Genomic DNA, 16406 nt, shown 5'->3' on the forward strand with positions numbered 1-16406 from the left:
TTAGTTTATAGGGATATCGAGATGATCGGCCGGAATGTCCGGGGGTATATTATAAGAGACGAACCGCTGTGTGGGGTAAGCCCACCGGATGTCGTCGTGTGCTTCGAGGGCCGTCAGGATATCTTCCCAGATGGCCGATTCGATGCTTCGTATCTTTCGCGGTTCACAGAGATAGCGCCCCGTCAGACGGATACCGTTTTCGACAAGCGTGAGGTACACAATCGGCGTGAGGTATTGATAGTGCACATAATACATTTTGCTTGCCTCACAAAGCCCTTCTTCGGCCGATTGAACCACATCTGCTCCGTATTGGTTGAGAATTTGCAGAAGAATCTCTTTCGTTTTCGTCCAGTTGCTATCGAACGTGATACGTACCTGTACCTCGTTCCAGATGTATTTGAAGCCCTGATCGTAGTTGGCTTGCGGCATCGTGAATACCCGTCGGTTGGGAATATGGATGATGCGTCCCGTACTTTGTTCGGCATCAATACGGTTACCCACTTCGAGAATCGTGAATTGAAAGAGCCGTATGTCGATGATATCTCCCTTATCTTCGCCGATCTGTACACGGTCACCTACCGTAAAAGGTTTTCGCACCATGATAAAGAGCCATCCGGCCATATTCTCCAACAGGTCTTTGAGTGCAATGGCGATCCCTGCGGAGAGTAATCCTAAAAATGTTCCTACGTGATGAAAAACATTAGCCCAGACCATACCGGTCAGGAGAATCACGGTCGTTGGAGCTGCGAACGACATGATCCGTTTCCACAGATAACGGCTCTTGTGATTGTTCGTGCTCTTCCATACGAATCTCAGGATGGTGATCCGTATGAGCCATACCAATAAGATAATGACTACAGAAACAATGATCTTCTTCTGTGTATCGGAGTCCATACCCTGCGCAAAAGAGAAATCCGGAAAGAGTGCCTGCATACGTAAACCCAACCAATTTAAAATTCAAATGTAAATTAATACATGCAACACGAAGTAAAGAAGATAAAAGGTTTTTCCCTTCTATCTTTAGATCAAAAACTTTACTTTAGTGCTGACCGATGAAAAAGAAAAATCATTTAACCCCAAAGGACAAAGGTACACAATTTTTACATTGTTCAAGCAAAGCTGTACGTAAGGTTTTATTGTTCGATTTGCTTTACCAATCTCTCTTTTTTATGGGAAAGAGGATTAAATGAATAGACAAACACACTTGTCAAGCTATATCCATCCTCAAGAGAAACGTTTGATAAGCATAATGAAACGGATAGTAAAAGAGTGTTCAATGTTAATTGTATCCATGTAGGAAAGCGGCAAAAGAGTTGAAGTGTTAAAAAAGCACAATGCTTATCCTGCCGTGCAATATTGCTTCTTTCGTGTATCGTCGGTTAAATAGGTGGAATATAGTATAATATAATTAAAATGTGTAAAAAATCAAACTTCGAATCTCTCAAAAACAAATCTTTCGCATCTTTGCAAAACGCTGTTGCATTTCATCCTTGAATCTGCGCATGTGCAAAAATAATTTTGCCGGTAGAAAACTACAGAAAAAAACAACTATCTTTGCACAGGTTTTTGGAAGCAAAAAACCTATGGAGAGATGGTAGAGTGGTCGATTACAGCGGTCTTGAAAACCGCCGTACCGAAAGGTACCGGGGGTTCGAATCCCTCTCTCTCCGCTGGAAGGTTTCAGAAGGTCTTCACAAGGGTCTTCAAATTAGCCTTCAAAAAGCAGATAATCGTTGTAAAATCAAGGTTTTACAACGATTTTTCTTTGTATATAGCCCCATTGCCTGATGGCATAAATCCACTTTTGACAATCATCTCTCGGTCATATTCTGCTACACATAGTGCTACAGAAAAATTGTAGCAACAAAAAATGTAGCAGTGACGAGGTTCTGAATACCAATTTGACGGCATCAATTCTTTCTCTTTCAATGGTTTAGATAGTAACTTTGTAGCCGAGTGCTACACTAAAGAATGATGCATTATGAGAATGAATTTCAAGGTATCCTTCTACCTACGCTCAAACTATGAGAATAAAGAAGGGAAGTCGCCTGTTATGCTCCGTGTATTTCTGAATGGAGAGATGGCAAATTTCGGTTCCACGAAAATCTTCGTGGACAAAACATTGTGGAATAACACAGGTAGTCGTCTTAAAGGTCGCACCACCGAAGCCTTGTCGGTCAATGCCGCATTGGACTCCATTTCCACTACACTGAATAGTATTTTCCACAAGTTTGAGAATGATGAAACCCTGTCGTTGGACAAGATCCGTTCGTACTTTGTCGGAAAAGACAGAGAATACACTACTTTCCTTCCTGTGTTCGACAAGTTCAATGATGACATCAGGCAGCGTGTTGGGCATACCATCAGTCAAGACAGCTTGCAGAAGTACAGTGTCCTTAGAAGACACTTTCGGGAGTTTCTATCCTATAAGTACGCTCGCAAGGACATCAATCTGACAGAACTCACACCTGCCGTGGTTCAAGACTTTGAGTTATATTTGAGTACCGTTGCCGGATGCTCTTATAACACCTCGGTCAAGAAGATGAAGACGCTTAAAACCATAACTATCTATGCACAGAAGCGTGGGTATCTGTTGCACGACCCATTCCTCAATCACCGCTTCCACTTAGAGCCGGTAAACCGAGGTTTCCTCACAGATGAGGAAATACTGAAGATTGCCAACAAGGAACTGGGTATCCAACGGTTGGAACAAGTACGGGATATGTTCATCTTCTCTTGTTTCACAGGTTTGGCATACATCGATGTGGCCAACCTTACGCCCGAGCATATCGTTACGCTTGACGACAAGCAGTGGATTATGACCAAACGGCAGAAGACGAGCGTGGAGACGAATGTCCTTCTACTGGATATTCCCAAGAGCATCATTGCCAAATACAACCACAAGACCTATCGCGATGGCAAGCTCTTTCCCATTCTGAGCAATCAGAAAACAAACTCTTACCTCAAAGAGATAGCCGACCTTTGCAGCATCAAGAAGAACCTTACCTTCCACCTTGCCCGACACACCTTTGCGACGATGTCGCTCAGCAAGGGTGTACCGATGGAAAGCGTGAGTAAGATGCTCGGTCACACGAATATTAAAACTACGCAAATATATGCTCGTATCACCAACAAGAAGATTGAGCATGACATGGAGCAGCTTGCGAACAAGCTCGGAAAGTTCAATACAGCGATGGGCGTTTAATCAGATTGTACAACTATAAAATCAGACATCATTATGAAATCTACAGAAAAGAAAGAACTGTCCTACTTCCGTTTGAAGTTGGAAACTTACCTCAACGAGCATTTTCCCGAAATGTCGGGAAACAATCCATTCATTACAGCACGGTCGGATGAAGCGCTGACTGCCTACTGTGATGCCGTGGCACAAGGCTTCTCTCATCCCGAAGCCGAGAGTATGGCAAGCGAAGTCCTGTATCAAGGGCTGCATTTCTCCCGATACGATACCCTTGTTTCCGTCTTGGAGCGGGAGTTCGAGCAGGAACTGCCGTCACCTCTTCCCGAAAAACTCGCTCCGATACTGCTAAAAAACAAGGCGATACAAAGCGTATTTGCCAAGTATGACCTTACAGACGACTTTGAGGCAAGTCCGGAATACGAACACCTCTACACCGAACTGACAGGCACGATAGTCCTCCTTATCGAAAGCAATCACCTGCCTACAATAGGCGGAGGGAACGATACCGTATAATCACCCAACATCGGAAGCGTTTCAGTATCAAGAGCCAAGATATGTACTCCGCTTCACACGACAAGGGACAAGCTCTTGTCTTTGTGTCGCGCACTATCTTGTCCACGCTCTTGAAACTCTAAAATGCTTCTGATATGGATATACAAGTTATGAATACAGACGTTCACAATCCCGCTTTCATTCGGGCAGGACAATCCAATGATACTCGTAAGGAGGAACCCCAAGGTTCTCCCATGACACCTATGCTTCATATACGATGGTCTCGCATTATCGAATTGACTTTGCTTATCGCTATCATTGTCGGTGCGGTCTATCTTCTCTCCAAGTTAGTCACACCCCAAGTCGTAACAGCCGTAACGGTCATTGCAGGTTTCCTGATACTGCGCTTTATAGTCCGGATAATCCTAAAAGTGACATTTACGCTTCTGAGCTTTCTTTTCTGGCTGGCGATACTCTGCGCCATCCTGCTCTGTGTGCTTTGAATAGCACGTTTCTGTAAGGCTTTCATTCTATTTCATCAGGTGGTTATCTCTCACGGAGATAGCCACCTTTTCTTTTTGCTACTATGGCATAGCACTTCTGCTTCCAGCCCACAGCTCCACATTATGCGGTGTAGCTCAAGATTAGTGCTGTTCCTTTTTGTTCGCAAAGGTAGTTACGGGGATGATGGACTGCACAAGGTCGAGCCTAAAGGTTTGTTTGGAAATCTCCACACCTGCGGGTCGTATTTTCCGCCAAAACCTTGTGCCAGTCCCACCCCGCTACCTTGATATTGCTATAAAAGGAATCAGCATACTCCGATCTTTGGACGCATAAAAAAAATGTCGCTATGGATAAGCAGAAAGTAAATACAACATCTTCGATGAAAGAAAAAGGATATAGCTTCTCCTCTCATTACCGCATTAACCCTGTGGCTAAAGAAAGTGAGCAAGTGGTGGCTACCAAGTTCGTGCAGTGGGATGTACCTTTATTGGAGACCCTTAGAGAGGGTCCTGTTTATCTCCTGCGTGCGAAACTCAATCGTGGCGAGCGTATGAGCCGTGAGGAAAAGGATTGGCTTTGTGAAGCGGTGAACTCAAACACCTATTTCAGAACCGCCGTACCACTACGAGGATGGAGGTTTGACTTTTTCGATGTATTGAAGAAATATCTTGTCAATCAGTATGGACAATGGTCAGAGTATTACGCTCCCGACCGCACCAGCCTAAGAGCCTACCTATATGGGCGCATCAATCAGATAGTAGAAATCCCTAAATACTAAAGGACGATGAAAGGAACAGAACATTTTACCCGAACGATAGCCGAGTACTTGAACCAGCGTGCTATGACAGACCCCTTGTTTGCACCCAACTTGAAGAAACCCCACAAGAACATTGAGGAGTGTGTAACCTACATTTTGAACGAAGTACAGAAAAGCGGTTGCAATGGCTTTGATGACGATGAAATCTACTCTATGGCAGTCCACTATTACGATGAGGATAATATAGAGATAGGAAAGCCTATCAACTGCCAAGTGGCAGTCAATCACGTAGTGGAACTCACGGAGGAAGAGAAAGCAGAAGCACGGCAGGAAGCCATTAAGCAATATCAGCGAGAGGAACTTGCCAAGATACAGAAGCGGAACGAACGCCCCAAGAAAGTACAGCCCCAAGCACCCCAACAGCAAACCTCACTATTCGATTTGTAGCCTATGAAACCGAGAAATAAGTTTGAAAAAGCGGTACTTGATGAAAGCAAGAACCTCCGCCCTATAACCAAGACACAATGTAAGTGGGCATTTCGTGAGTGTATCTTCCATTACGCCTACCGCTTGCCCAAAGGTCGCACCACTTGTATGGATTGTGGGCATAGTTGGACAATGGAAAAAACAACGGACACTTGCACCTGCCCCCATTGCGGGGCAAGGTTGCAAGTCAAAGAAACCTTTGAGCGTAAATTGAAACAGAAGCAGTATTTCACTACTCTAACCACTTGTGGAGAGTATCAAGTACTAAGAATGTTCCTCCTTTCCGCAGAAATTGAGAAAGGTTGCAAGGCTCAACATTATACCTTTGAAATAGGTCAATATTGGTGGAATGCACAAGGACGAAAGACGATAGTTGCCGTTCAGAGAGTGTTGGGCAGATACATCGACACCTTTTCCTATTGCTCTCCTATGGCAGTCAGAAACGATAATGAAGCCTACCGCCATATATCATACTCTCCGATATATCCTAAGTTCAAGGCAATAGACACGCTACACAGAAATGGGTTTAAGGACGATTTTCACGGCATTGCTCCGATAAGACTTATTCCTGCCCTTCTCTCCGACTGCCGAGTAGAAACGCTGATGAAAGCCGAACGATATGAGGATTTGAAGTACTTTCTTTCCCAAAACAAGGGGATTGATAACTATTGGGACGTGTATAAATTAGTGCTTCGCCACAATTATAAGGTAAGCGATATTGTCCTTTGGTGCGACTATGTGGATATGCTCCAAAGATTGGGCAAAGACACGCACAATCCGAAGTTTGTTTGCCCTCCCGACCTTATAGCCGAACACAACAAACGAGAAAGCGAACTTCGCAGACAACGAGAAAAAGAGGAAATAGAGCGGAAGCGACAGAAGGCAATCGAGGACGAGGAACGCTTCCAAGCACTCAAATCCAAGTTCTTTGGGATAGCCTTTTCGGATGGAACTATCCAAGTGAGAGTATTGGAAAGTGTGCAGGAACATTTGGAAGAGGGAGTATCAATGCACCATTGCGTATTTTCCAACGAATACTACCTCAAACCGAACTCGCTTATTCTCTCTGCCACGATTGAGGGCAAGCGAGTAGAAACGATAGAGGTAAATTTGGATACGCTCCAAGTGATGCAAAGTCGTGGAGTATGTAATAAAAATACGGAATACCACGAGCAGATAGTAAACCTTGTGAATGCCAATCGAGGTCTTATAAGCCGAAGAATGAGAGCGACAGCATAAAGTATGAACCATTAAATTATCAGAGATATGAAAACCGAGATTGAAAATATTATTATTAATTGGGCGGACGAGATACCGCACATACTCATCAGGGTTATCAACGCGATAACCCTATCCGACAACAAAGAGGAGTTAAGGTCGGCTATCAACAAAATAGCCGAAGAAACGGAACTTGATAAGTTCTTTGCATACGGCTATGGCGCACATCACTTTTGGCTCACACACCGCAAGGTATCCAATGGAGAGCCAAAGAGATACAGATTATTAAAGGTGGAGTTTTAAGGTTATAAAGAGGACAGTTTACAAGGTGCAGAATAAAGGCAAAAGCCACGCAAATTTCGGTTTGCGTGGCTTCTTTTCTTTGTCTTTGAACCAAGCCAGGCGACCAAAAGAAAAGAAGCAAAAGAAAGTCGCAAAGAAAGGATACTCCTTAAGTTGGTCATTCTCAAATTATGGGAGGTAAAACAGCGCAAACTCCACCTGTCTCCGTCTCACCAACCCTTGCAGGATTTTCCCCTCATATCGGCAGAACGAAACATACTCCTTATAGAAGTTCCTGTCCCCTGCTTCTATCTTTTGAAGCAGTCGGCTCTTAGGATGTTTGCCATAACCGAGCAAACGACCGACACCTACATTATAGGATAGCAAGGTCAACAACAAGGCATCTTTTCCATACCCTTTGAAGTATTCAAATCGCTTCATCAAATCGGCACGGAGCAGGGCGTCCGCCTGCCGTTCCGTCATATTGATAGTAAAGTTCTCTCCCGGCAATAGCCTATGCCCATATCCAACGTATGGATAATGCTCTCTCCCGTGTAGTCCCTCAAAGTATTTCACGCAGACGACCACCCTCTCAAAAGGAGGCAAATCTGCCAACCGCACCTTGCGCTGGGCAAGGAGTGGCTGACAGACTATACACAACATACAAAATCCTATCAAGCGCTTAGCCATCCACATTGCTTGTTCGATGTATGGCAGGTACAGCGGATTTCTCCTCCTTTTCATTATTGAAACTGAAGGTCAGTTGCTGCATCCTACCGTGATTATCCTCTACATACACATCAATCGTCTGGCGGTCGGTGGAGAGTGAAGTGTAGTACAAACGAAACAAATCTTTGTTGAGCGGATAGCGGTCGTTGGGCTTGAAGACCATACCATTATCCATTCTCAGCGTTCCCTTGCCATCGGACTGGAAATATCGGATGGTGTAACGAGTGTCGGCAAAGTCTCCTCCTCGCTTTAGGGTACAACGTATCTCCGCCGTCTGCCCTTTTACGACGTCCTTCTGAACGGGCATCGCTTCGAGCGTGAACTCATAAGACTGTTGTACATCCAACTCCCGAGTACAAGCAGATAGACAAAACACGGCGAGGGAGAGTACCCCCATTACCCAAATCGTATTCAGTATTCTTTTCTTCATTGTTCTTGTTGCTTAAAAATTAAACCTGAATCCAGCTGAGAGGGCAGGACGAAAACGATGGACATCCGTTCCGAAAAGGAAACGTCCCTGTGCCTTGACAAGAAAGAGAATCTTGTCCGTGAGGAACACTTCCACCGAACTATGCACGGCACCTCCATAAACGAAATGGGAGCAGTCGAGCAACGTAGCTCCGTCGGGTAGCAGTTTCTTGTCCTCATTCAGTTCTTCATAGCCACCCAAAGCGGATATGCCGCCATAGAGAAACACGTTCTTGCCATTGTCTGATAGTATCGGGTGCATATAGCCGACTTGTAAGAGAGCATCTTTGAGTTTCACTTCGTACTCTCTATATGGCATGTTCTGCTGTTCATACTCTGCCAAGGCAAAAGCATAGTTCTCACGTTTCAGATAACGAGTGAGTGATACCCCCACTCCGAAGTTATCCTTGGCGAAAAGTTTCTCTCCCTTGATAAGGGGTACACTGCCCACAACTTCAATCCCTTTTTGCTTCGGGATTAGTCGCTGTGCGTGCGATGGCACGGCAAAAGCCATCGCCATCACGACACAGATTGTTAATAACAGAAACTTCTTCATTACCATTTGAGTTTAAGGTTATCAATCTTTTTGGCGAGCAGTAAATCTTCCTGCTCAACGTAAAAAGTCAGCGTGCGTCCCCCATTTCGCTCATATAGCGTTACTTCCAATTGCTTGTCCTCTGAGAGGGCAAACTGCTCCAACACGAATACGGAATGTTCGCTATCCTTACCTCTTACCTGCATTACCTGATGATAGGCACGCAAAGGCTGAAGCACCTGCTCCTGAATGGCGGTGCGTTTTGCCACCTTCTTATCCACCACCTTGAACGCGATGAAATCAACCGAGTACGGCATATTCGTGCTGTTTTCCATACGGGTGTGGAAGTAGAGCAAGCCGTTATGGGCATACAAGCCACGCAGCAGGAACTTCATGCCGAACTGCTGCGTCCCAATGTGCTTGATGGTACGTTTGTCGTTCTGATAGATGGTCTGCATCATCAGCTTGACCAAGACGGGCGACTCGTTACCGAGTTCCTTAAAGTAGATGTCGGCACGGTTGCTCGGTAATCGTCCGTCTGTTGGCGACAGAAAGTCCTTCATCTCGATGTTGAGCTTCTCCGGTTCGGAAGCATACTTCACGTTGAAAGCATAGAAGGAGCCGTCCTCACAAATCACGCTCATATTGGTCTCCGTTTCAAAGTCCTGCACGGCAGCTTTTACACGCAATACGTTTTCCGCATCCTCCGATTTCCCTGCAATCAGGTTATTGCTACCCAAGTCCACGTAGCGAATTGGGGCAGGGAAAATAAGATGTACGGTTTTCTCAAAGGCGACCTCTAAGCCGTATGGCAGGACGACACGCCCATTAGGGATGGCACGACTCATGCCTTGAAAGAGTTCGCCCGAAGAGAGTGGACGATTTGGGGTGAGAGAAACATTGCTGTCAGTGTTTTGAGCAAAGGCTGCTCCCATTGCAGAAGTAAGGAGCATCACAGATAAAATCCATTTTTTCATTGTTGCTATTGATTTAATTGTTTTACGATTTATTTTGTCTGAACCAAGAAAAGGCGATAGCCCCCTTTGAGCGTTACCTTGACAGTACGCAGTTTCTTTTGGAGCAACTGACTTGCCCCCTGCATCACGCCACGAGCCGCTTCAGATATAATCTGGTCTTTGGCGGAAGAAGCGAAGGTAAATGAAGTCCCCATCGAGCCACCGATGTTCGCACCGATCTCTTTGAGAGCGCCCAAGTCCTCCGAGCCAGGGATGTAGATACCCTCCTGCCCATCAGTATCGTATGCCGAGAGCTTGACAGCTATGATATGCCCGTCCACCTCAATGCGCCTAATGAGAAGGTGCATACGGTTGCCCTCTATCTTGGCTTGTGCGATGAGTTTACTCTGGCGAGGAATACGTAAATCCTTGATTCTTGCCGTTTCCATCAATCGCAGAGCCACATAGTCGCCCTCTTTGAGTACTGTCGTTCTGTCCACCACCACTTTGAGTGTGTTGCGTATTGAAGATGATGTAGCAGTCGTGAGCGAATGGAAGCCCAAGTTACGGGGCTTTGTGCCGTACTCTTGGATAAATTCTTTGTCTGTCATTGGTCGTTCGAGGGAGGAAACCACCTGCTTACGCTCTGCCAAGACCTCCATGGAGGGGGCAGAGGAAGCGGGGGACGCTGTTCCGGACTTATCCTCCGTTGTTGGACGCTCCTGAGCAGTCGTGAAAGCGTTGGGGGGCATACCACTTGTGGTCGTCGTAGGCAGGTATTTCGCAGCCATTTGGTAACTCTTTTCCATCAGGGCAAGTTGTTTCCGCTCTTCGTCCTCTTCTTTGTAGCTCTGCTCAGACAGTTCCTTTTTGAGTTTATCAATCTCTTGGCGCATCGCCTCACGCTCCTCCTCATGAGGGTCGGAGGCGTAAAAGGAGTTCAAGAGGCGTGTGTTCTCCTCGTAGCGTTGCATCGAGTTCTCAATCTTGGCTGTCGTGGCAGCCGCTTGTGCACGCTCCGCATCAGAAGGCTCGGTGTTCTCGGCGAAGTAGTCCGATAGCCTACCCAACTCCTCTCGGGCTTGCTCCTCCTGCTGCATCTTGTCCCCCAGTTCATAGGCTTTGAGCTTATTGCCCGTCAGTTGCTCGGTTGTTGCCTGTGGGATACTGTCGTTCAAGCCCTGTTCGGCAGCGGTCTTATCCTTGCCCGATGGGGCGAAGATAAACCACATCGAAAGGGCAAAGAGCAGTCCGAGTCCTCCGAAGACCAAGCCCTTTTTGAGTTGTTCTTTCTGTTTATTTTCCATTGTTTTTACATACTAATTGATGAATGTTTTCTGTGATACGATGAAGGCTGTCCGTTTGTATGGGGCTGTCCACCACCTCGCTCGTGGGGAAGGGCAGCACTTCCTCCCTTTGGGGAAGAAAGAACTGCGCAATCATCCAGACGGAGCAGACCAAATAGACAAGACTTAACCCGTAGATGATGAACTTGCGCTGCTCGGTCGTGAGCCTGTCGCACCGATGGCGAAGCCACAGGTGCAGCTTCAGATAGTAGCGAGCGAGCAAATAGTTTCTTTTCCTTGCCATTGTCTTATCGCTTATAGGTTTGAAGGTCTCTGTTTTCTCGCACGAGAAAGTGCTCTATCAGAAAACCTTGTGGATTGCTATCCGAGCGGACGGAGTTTTGCAATCGACAAGTCGTGATGAGGTTTCGTTCCGTGACATTGCTCTGTCTGATGATGAACATCCTTGCATAGGTCGTCACCTCGTAGGGATGAAGGTCAAAGTTGCAGTGGATGGAGTCTATCTCCACACGCTGATTGACATTACCAGAAATTGCTCGGTTGTAATAGCCCTTCTCTGCCAAGTCCTTGTAGTAATTAAAAGCCGATTTGTCGCACAAGAGAAAGGCACGCTCCATATTCTTTTCGATGGCATCCTTGTCGGGGGCGATGGTGAAGAAGAGTTCATGAAAGCGACGGACGTGTTCTCGAGCTTCCACGGGACGATTGTTCGCTGCATCTTGGCTTAATGCCAACATCAGCGACTTCCCTTGGTCGAGCACATAGATTTTCTCCCGTTGCTCCTTGGCAAAGGCATACGAGGCATAGACGGCATAGCCGCTGACTGCCATACATACGATGGCAAAAACGAAGGCATAGAGCCGTATCTGCTTGAATGAAGTTTCGATATTTCTAAGTGATTTGAATTCCATTTATTTGCTGTTTTGATGATTATTTTCCTTTGAGTAATGCTCCCTTGATTCGTCCGATAGCATTACCTGCAACGGCACCTGCTCCACCTGCGACAGCTTTACTGCCTGTGTATGCTCCCTGAGCACCACGTTGTGCCGTTTGATTGACATTGCGACCATAGGAGCCGATGCCACCACCGGCTTCGATAATCCAACCCGCAACAGTTGGTACGCAGAAGTAGCCTACGATTCCGATGAGGAAGAAGACGATGTAGTACCACGACCCCATATCGGGCAGGTAGTTAGGATCACTAAGAGCGGCAATATCTTTCTGCACCATCAAGACCTGTATCTTGGTGAGCAGAGCCGTCAGGATGGAGCTAACGGGCAACCACAGGTAGACTGAGATATAGCGGGAGAACCAAGCGGTCAGAGAACCCGACAAGCCATCCCACACTGCGATACCGAAGACTATCGGACCGAGAATTGAGAGAACTATAAGTATAAAAGTGCGGAGCGTGTCGATGATCAGTCCTGCCGCATGAAAGAGCAACTCCATCAGGTCGTGGATGAGTTTCATAAGCCACTGCTTGGTCTGATAGGCAGCACGCTCTGCGTACATTCCTGCTATTGTCACCGCATCCTCCGGACCGATGATACCCATCTCTTCAATCTTCTGGTCGAACTTCTCATTGGACACCAAGTAAGCCGTTTCGGGATTTCTGAGATAGGCTTCCTCCTGCAATTTATCTCTCTTGGCAGTCAGCTCCGCCAAGTTGTTTTCTTGCTTGTGCACCATCCGTTCCGTACCCTGCACCACGGGCGAGAGGACGGCATTCATCGTTCCCAGTACGATGGTCGGAAAGAACATAATACAAAAGCCCAAGAGAAAGGGGCGAAGCAAGGGAAAGACGTCAATAGGCTCTGCACGGGCAAGGGATGCCCATACACGCAGGGCGATATAAAAGAGTGCTCCGAGTCCTGCAATTCCCTTGGCAATCCCCGTCATCTCTGAGCAGAGCGGCATCATCTCCTCATAGGTCGAGCGGAGTAAATCGTGTAAACTGGCAAAATCCATAACGTATCAGATTTACCAATAACGACTTTCCATATTGCCGTAAAGAGCCTTGACCGAGGCAAGGTCGTTCTTCTCTCTGGCACGTACATAACTCACGGAGATATTCTTACGGGTATAGTAGGACACCAGCGAGCGATATTCTCTAAGTGTAGTATAGATACGGTCAATCGTCTGCATACGCTCGTGGTCATTCATCGAGAGAACACCCGATTTGGCAACGGACTTCAACTCCTTCAGACTCTCACCACTCTCTTGTAACAGCTTGGCATACCCAGAAGCCATCGCCGCCAGTTCAGAGGGACGGAAATTCTTATCCGAGAGCATACGTTTGTAGGAGGTCACGTAAATCTCCGAGATGTCGCCCACCATCAGGATGCACTCCTTGACCTTATAGGCATCCCCGATAAGGTTGTTCACCTTCTTCAGAGCATCGTAGTACTTTTTGGTGTCGTTGTAGAGTTTCTCCACCTCCTTGAATCCGTCCAAGGTATTCTTGACCGTCTTTGAGGCGGTGGCGATTTCCTTGACCGTATTGGCAATGTTGCCCGCAAAATTACCGGGGTCTGTCACTACCCATTGGGCATGGGCTTTAGGAACGAAAAGGCTCAATCCGAAGAGAGCCATGACTAAATACTTCTTCATTATTGCTATGTTTTGATTGTTCGTACTTATTTCTTCTTATTTCTTTTCTCATTGGCAAGCTGACGGATAGCTGTCTCGATGTCGCCTCCGAGCAATTCAGCACGCTGCATGACTTCCAGCTTCTCGGTTTCCTCGGTGGTATAGGTTAGGTATTCCTCCATACTCACCTCTGTGGCATAGACCGCACTCTGCATACCACCCAAGCCTATCCACACTTCTTTATAGAGTCGGTTCGGGTCATTGTTCTGGTTGATGGAGAGTATTTGGCTTTTTTCTTTTTCAGACAAGCCGAGCATCGCCTGTATGCCGTCGAACTTGGTCATATACTTGCGTTGGTCAAGCAGTATCTTGCAGTCGGAGTTGTTGATGATACTTTCCTTGACGATGGGCGACTGGATGATGTCGTCCACCTCCTGCGTCACGACAATGGCTTCCCCGAAATACTTTCTCACCGTCTTGTACAAATATTTTATATAGTCTGCCATGTTAGCCGAAGCAATGGCTTTCCACGCTTCTTCAATGAGTATCATTTTCCTGATACCTTTGAGTCTTCGCATCTTGTTGATGAAGGCTTCCATGATGATAATCGTCACCACGGGGAAGAGGTCTTTGTTATCCTTCACTTGATCAATCTCGAAGACGATGAAGCGTTTACTGAGCAAGTCGATGTTCTTGTCCGAGTTCAGCAGGAAATCGTAACGTCCCCCTCGGTAGTATTGCTTGAGGGTTGTCAGGAGATTGTTGATATTGAAGTCCGAGAGTGTTACCTTGATGTCCCGTTTCTCCATATCCTTGCGATAGACGTCTCGCAGGTATTCATAGAAGGTATTGAAACAGGGCGTAACACTATGGTCTGCACATATCAGCTCGATGTACGAGTTCACGGCAGAACCGAGTTCGCCCGCCTCCGTCTTGGTGATATGCTCATCGGCACTTTTCCAGAGCGTAAGCAACAGCGTGCATATACTCTCCCTCTTTTCCACATCGAAGAAATAGTCGTCGGTGTAGAAGGGATTAAAGGAAATCGGGCTTTCATTTGTGTAGGTGAAATAAACCCCATCTTCGCCTTTGGTCTTGCGGTGGATGAGTTCGCACAATCCCTGATACGAGTTTCCTGTATCGACCAAGAGGACGTGCGCCCCTTGCTCGTAATACTGGCGTACCATGTGGTTGGTAAAGAAACTCTTGCCACTTCCCGAAGGACCCAAGATGAATTTGTTTCGGTTGGTAATCACACCTTTCTTCATCGGCAGGTCAGAAATATCCAAATGGATAGGCTTGCCCGAAAGACGGTCAGCCATCTTGATGCCGAAGGGAGAGAGCGAGTCCTTGTAGTTGGTCTCTGCCGTAAAGAAGCAGAGGGCAGGCTCGATGAATGTATAGAACGATTCTTCCGCAGGAAAGTCTGCGGCATTGCCGGGTATGCCTGCCCAGTAGAGCGTTGCCGCATCGATGGTATTGTGGCGAGGCTTACACCCCATCAAGGCAAGGGCTGCCCCCACATCATTCTTGATTTGCCGCAGTTCCTCTTTGTTATTACTCCATGCCAGCACGTTGAAATGGGCACGAATAGAAGTCAACCCTTGCGAGTGGGCGATGTTCAGGTATTCTTGTATCCACTCCTCGTTAATCTGGTTGCTACGGCTGTAACGTGCCAGCGAGTGCATGTTTCTTGCCTGCTTCTCGAAGCGTTCCAAGTTGGCATCGCTATCCTCAATGAAGAGGTATTGGTTGTAGATATGATTGCAGGGGAGCATCAGACCTACGGGAGAAGCAAAGGAGAGACGGCAGTCGCTTCTGTCTGTCGATAGTCGCTCATAACGGCTGTCAGTGTTCACACTTGTGGGTAAATCATCGGTATCGGAGAGTGTGTGCAGACACAAAAGGTTGTCGCCTACACGCACGAGGTCGGCACCCAAGCGGATGTCTTCCAACGAGGCATGTCCTTCTTCAGAAAGAGAGAAGTAGCGGTCTAACAGACCACTCCTTTCCTTTGTGCCGACCAATTCTTCCTCCGTCATGCGGATAATCCTTATCTGCTCCGTATCATTGATGATACGCTCGAACTGACCCACGGCTTCCAAGAATTTCATCACTTCGTTCTTGTTGGCAATCTCCTTAGGCAGAAGACGTCCACGGCAGAGTGAAGAGAAATTGCTCTGTTGTGCCAATCGCTGTTTGTTCGTCTTGGTAAGAAACAGATAGACCGAGTGGTGCAGGTACGGACGCTCGTTAAAATGCCGTTCGGAGGAGCGGGCAAGGAAGCTCAGTCCGCCATCGGAGAGTTTTCCTTGATAGTCTTCCCTAATGAACCAATCCTGTTTGTGGACGATGCTGTAATCGGGCAAAACCTTTACTGCTTTGTTCCAAGCGGAGTGCATCGCTTTGTATTCGGCGGAAGTGACGGTGAAAAGTTCAGGCAACGCCACACGGAAAGCCACCGTGATGTCTGCATCCTTGCTTACGATATATCCCTGCTCGATGGAGAGCAGGGGGAACTTCGACTCCAAGGTTGTTATCTTACTGTTGTTTCTCATTCTTCTTTCTTTTGAGGTTACGGATAAGGTGACAGGTCGTGTGGCGATTTACAAGGTAGCGTGGGTGCATACGCACCGCTCCCTTTTTCATCAGTCCATACTGCCCGTACTTGCGGTTCATGGCGAACGTTTGCCACACCACGAGGGTGGCACCCACTACGCCTATGACCAAGCAGGCTATCTGGCTGACTCCGCAGAGATAGAGTACGACCACGAGGATGAAGACAGCCAGCAAGCCTCCCGCAAACAGAAAGAGGTACTGTGCCTTCAGCCCCTTGAACTCCACCGTCCGACCTATACCTTTATTGATTTCCCACTCTGCCATT

Annotated in this window: 19 protein-coding genes and 1 tRNA gene; 8 read left to right on the top strand and 12 right to left on the bottom strand. The window is 47.0% G+C overall.

Features of this window, described 5'->3' with window-relative positions; genetic code table 11:
* Positions 1–933, bottom strand: a complete 933-nt coding sequence (locus tag Tanf_RS06305; protein ID WP_014224718.1) for a mechanosensitive ion channel family protein — start codon at positions 931–933, stop codon at positions 1–3.
* 652 nt (positions 934–1585) lie between these two features.
* Between Tanf_RS06305 and Tanf_RS06310 the strand changes: the two genes are divergently transcribed.
* From Tanf_RS06310 to Tanf_RS06345, 8 genes are all read left to right on the top strand, one after another.
* Positions 1586–1670: transfer RNA gene (locus tag Tanf_RS06310), tRNA-Ser, on the top strand.
* Positions 1671–1981: 311 nt separating this feature from the next.
* The gene (locus Tanf_RS06315) at positions 1982–3205 is read left to right on the top strand and encodes a site-specific integrase (RefSeq protein WP_046825294.1); all 1224 of its coding nucleotides are present in this window, start codon (positions 1982–1984) and stop codon (positions 3203–3205) included.
* Positions 3206–3238: 33 nt separating this feature from the next.
* Positions 3239–3712, top strand: a complete 474-nt coding sequence (locus Tanf_RS06320) for a DUF1896 domain-containing protein (protein ID WP_004584838.1) — start codon at positions 3239–3241, stop codon at positions 3710–3712.
* A 134-nt stretch (positions 3713–3846) separates the two neighbouring features.
* Positions 3847–4194, top strand: a complete 348-nt coding sequence (locus Tanf_RS06325) for a hypothetical protein (RefSeq protein ID WP_046825295.1) — start codon at positions 3847–3849, stop codon at positions 4192–4194.
* Between the two features lie 347 nt (positions 4195–4541).
* Positions 4542–4973 carry a hypothetical protein gene (locus tag Tanf_RS06330; RefSeq protein ID WP_004584840.1) on the top strand — a complete coding sequence of 144 codons (432 nt, stop codon included), beginning with the start codon at positions 4542–4544 and terminating at the stop codon, positions 4971–4973.
* Positions 4974–4979: 6 nt separating this feature from the next.
* Entirely contained in the window at positions 4980–5399 is a 420-nt protein-coding gene (locus Tanf_RS06335; protein WP_004584841.1) for a PcfK-like family protein, read from the top strand.
* Positions 5400–5402: 3 nt separating this feature from the next.
* Positions 5403–6677, top strand: a complete 1275-nt coding sequence (locus Tanf_RS06340) for a PcfJ domain-containing protein (protein WP_004584842.1) — start codon at positions 5403–5405, stop codon at positions 6675–6677.
* A gap of 27 nt (positions 6678–6704) precedes the next feature.
* Positions 6705–6959: a DUF8466 domain-containing protein gene (locus Tanf_RS06345; protein WP_004584843.1), complete on the top strand. Its 255-nt coding sequence runs from the start codon at positions 6705–6707 to the stop codon at positions 6957–6959.
* Positions 6960–7127: 168 nt separating this feature from the next.
* On the opposite strand, the gene Tanf_RS06350 is transcribed toward Tanf_RS06345, so the two are convergent.
* Genes Tanf_RS06350 through Tanf_RS06395 form a run of 11 tightly spaced genes read right to left on the bottom strand, consistent with a single transcriptional unit; the run spans position 7128 to position 16405 of the window.
* A complete protein-coding gene (locus Tanf_RS06350) occupies positions 7128–7634 on the bottom strand; it encodes a glycoside hydrolase family protein (RefSeq protein ID WP_043898410.1) in 507 nt (168 codons plus the stop codon).
* The gene (locus Tanf_RS06355) at positions 7621–8097 is read right to left on the bottom strand and encodes a DUF3872 domain-containing protein (protein ID WP_004584845.1); all 477 of its coding nucleotides are present in this window, start codon (positions 8095–8097) and stop codon (positions 7621–7623) included. Before Tanf_RS06355 ends, Tanf_RS06350 begins: the two co-directional genes overlap by 14 nt.
* Positions 8098–8109: 12 nt before the next feature.
* Positions 8110–8697 (bottom strand): conjugal transfer protein TraO, encoded by a 588-nt coding sequence (locus tag Tanf_RS06360; protein WP_370573014.1) that lies wholly within the window; start codon positions 8695–8697, stop codon positions 8110–8112.
* Positions 8691–9647, bottom strand: a complete 957-nt coding sequence (gene traN / locus Tanf_RS06365) for a conjugative transposon protein TraN (protein ID WP_004584847.1) — start codon at positions 9645–9647, stop codon at positions 8691–8693. The genes Tanf_RS06360 and traN overlap by 7 nt, the downstream gene beginning before the upstream one ends.
* 29 nt (positions 9648–9676) lie before the next feature.
* Positions 9677–10933, bottom strand: a complete 1257-nt coding sequence (gene traM / locus Tanf_RS06370) for a conjugative transposon protein TraM (protein ID WP_004584848.1) — start codon at positions 10931–10933, stop codon at positions 9677–9679.
* Complete coding sequence (locus Tanf_RS14240) at positions 10923–11216, bottom strand: hypothetical protein (RefSeq protein ID WP_004584849.1); 294 nt, start codon at positions 11214–11216, stop codon at positions 10923–10925. Before Tanf_RS14240 ends, traM begins: the two co-directional genes overlap by 11 nt.
* A 4-nt stretch (positions 11217–11220) precedes the next feature.
* Positions 11221–11844 (bottom strand): conjugative transposon protein TraK, encoded by a 624-nt coding sequence (traK, locus tag Tanf_RS06375; protein ID WP_004584850.1) that lies wholly within the window; start codon positions 11842–11844, stop codon positions 11221–11223.
* 19 nt (positions 11845–11863) lie between these two features.
* A complete protein-coding gene (traJ, locus tag Tanf_RS06380; RefSeq protein ID WP_004584851.1) occupies positions 11864–12901 on the bottom strand; it encodes a conjugative transposon protein TraJ in 1038 nt (345 codons plus the stop codon).
* Between the two features lie 12 nt (positions 12902–12913).
* Positions 12914–13543, bottom strand: a complete 630-nt coding sequence (locus Tanf_RS06385) for a DUF4141 domain-containing protein (RefSeq protein WP_004584852.1) — start codon at positions 13541–13543, stop codon at positions 12914–12916.
* 26 nt (positions 13544–13569) lie between these two features.
* On the bottom strand, positions 13570–16080 hold the full coding sequence (locus Tanf_RS06390) for a TraG family conjugative transposon ATPase (RefSeq protein WP_046825296.1): 2511 nt from the start codon (positions 16078–16080) through the stop codon (positions 13570–13572).
* On the bottom strand, positions 16064–16405 hold the full coding sequence (locus tag Tanf_RS06395) for a DUF4133 domain-containing protein (RefSeq protein WP_004584854.1): 342 nt from the start codon (positions 16403–16405) through the stop codon (positions 16064–16066). Before Tanf_RS06395 ends, Tanf_RS06390 begins: the two co-directional genes overlap by 17 nt.
* Position 16406: the final 1 nt, after the last annotated feature.

This window comes from Tannerella forsythia, assembly GCF_001006485.1.
GTDB classification, from domain to species: Bacteria; Bacteroidota; Bacteroidia; order Bacteroidales; family Tannerellaceae; genus Tannerella; species Tannerella forsythia.

Coding starts and splice junctions, on each gene's coding strand:
- Tanf_RS06320 (WP_004584838.1), top strand. CDS start 3,239: ATGAAATCTACAGAAAAGAAAGAACTGTCCTACTTCCGTTTGAAGTTG.
- Tanf_RS06350 (WP_043898410.1), bottom strand. CDS start 7,634: ATGTGGATGGCTAAGCGCTTGATAGGATTTTGTATGTTGTGTATAGTC.
- traJ (WP_004584851.1), bottom strand. CDS start 12,901: ATGGATTTTGCCAGTTTACACGATTTACTCCGCTCGACCTATGAGGAG.
- Tanf_RS06385 (WP_004584852.1), bottom strand. CDS start 13,543: ATGAAGAAGTATTTAGTCATGGCTCTCTTCGGATTGAGCCTTTTCGTT.
- traN (WP_004584847.1), bottom strand. CDS start 9,647: ATGAAAAAATGGATTTTATCTGTGATGCTCCTTACTTCTGCAATGGGA.
- Tanf_RS06335 (WP_004584841.1), top strand. CDS start 4,980: ATGAAAGGAACAGAACATTTTACCCGAACGATAGCCGAGTACTTGAAC.
- Tanf_RS06355 (WP_004584845.1), bottom strand. CDS start 8,097: ATGAAGAAAAGAATACTGAATACGATTTGGGTAATGGGGGTACTCTCC.
- Tanf_RS06330 (WP_004584840.1), top strand. CDS start 4,542: ATGGATAAGCAGAAAGTAAATACAACATCTTCGATGAAAGAAAAAGGA.
- Tanf_RS06360 (WP_370573014.1), bottom strand. CDS start 8,697: ATGGTAATGAAGAAGTTTCTGTTATTAACAATCTGTGTCGTGATGGCG.
- Tanf_RS06390 (WP_046825296.1), bottom strand. CDS start 16,080: ATGAGAAACAACAGTAAGATAACAACCTTGGAGTCGAAGTTCCCCCTG.
- Tanf_RS06315 (WP_046825294.1), top strand. CDS start 1,982: ATGAGAATGAATTTCAAGGTATCCTTCTACCTACGCTCAAACTATGAG.
- traM (WP_004584848.1), bottom strand. CDS start 10,933: ATGGAAAATAAACAGAAAGAACAACTCAAAAAGGGCTTGGTCTTCGGA.
- Tanf_RS06325 (WP_046825295.1), top strand. CDS start 3,847: ATGGATATACAAGTTATGAATACAGACGTTCACAATCCCGCTTTCATT.
- traK (WP_004584850.1), bottom strand. CDS start 11,844: ATGGAATTCAAATCACTTAGAAATATCGAAACTTCATTCAAGCAGATA.
- Tanf_RS06305 (WP_014224718.1), bottom strand. CDS start 933: ATGCAGGCACTCTTTCCGGATTTCTCTTTTGCGCAGGGTATGGACTCC.
- Tanf_RS06395 (WP_004584854.1), bottom strand. CDS start 16,405: ATGGCAGAGTGGGAAATCAATAAAGGTATAGGTCGGACGGTGGAGTTC.
- Tanf_RS06345 (WP_004584843.1), top strand. CDS start 6,705: ATGAAAACCGAGATTGAAAATATTATTATTAATTGGGCGGACGAGATA.
- Tanf_RS06340 (WP_004584842.1), top strand. CDS start 5,403: ATGAAACCGAGAAATAAGTTTGAAAAAGCGGTACTTGATGAAAGCAAG.
- Tanf_RS14240 (WP_004584849.1), bottom strand. CDS start 11,216: ATGGCAAGGAAAAGAAACTATTTGCTCGCTCGCTACTATCTGAAGCTG.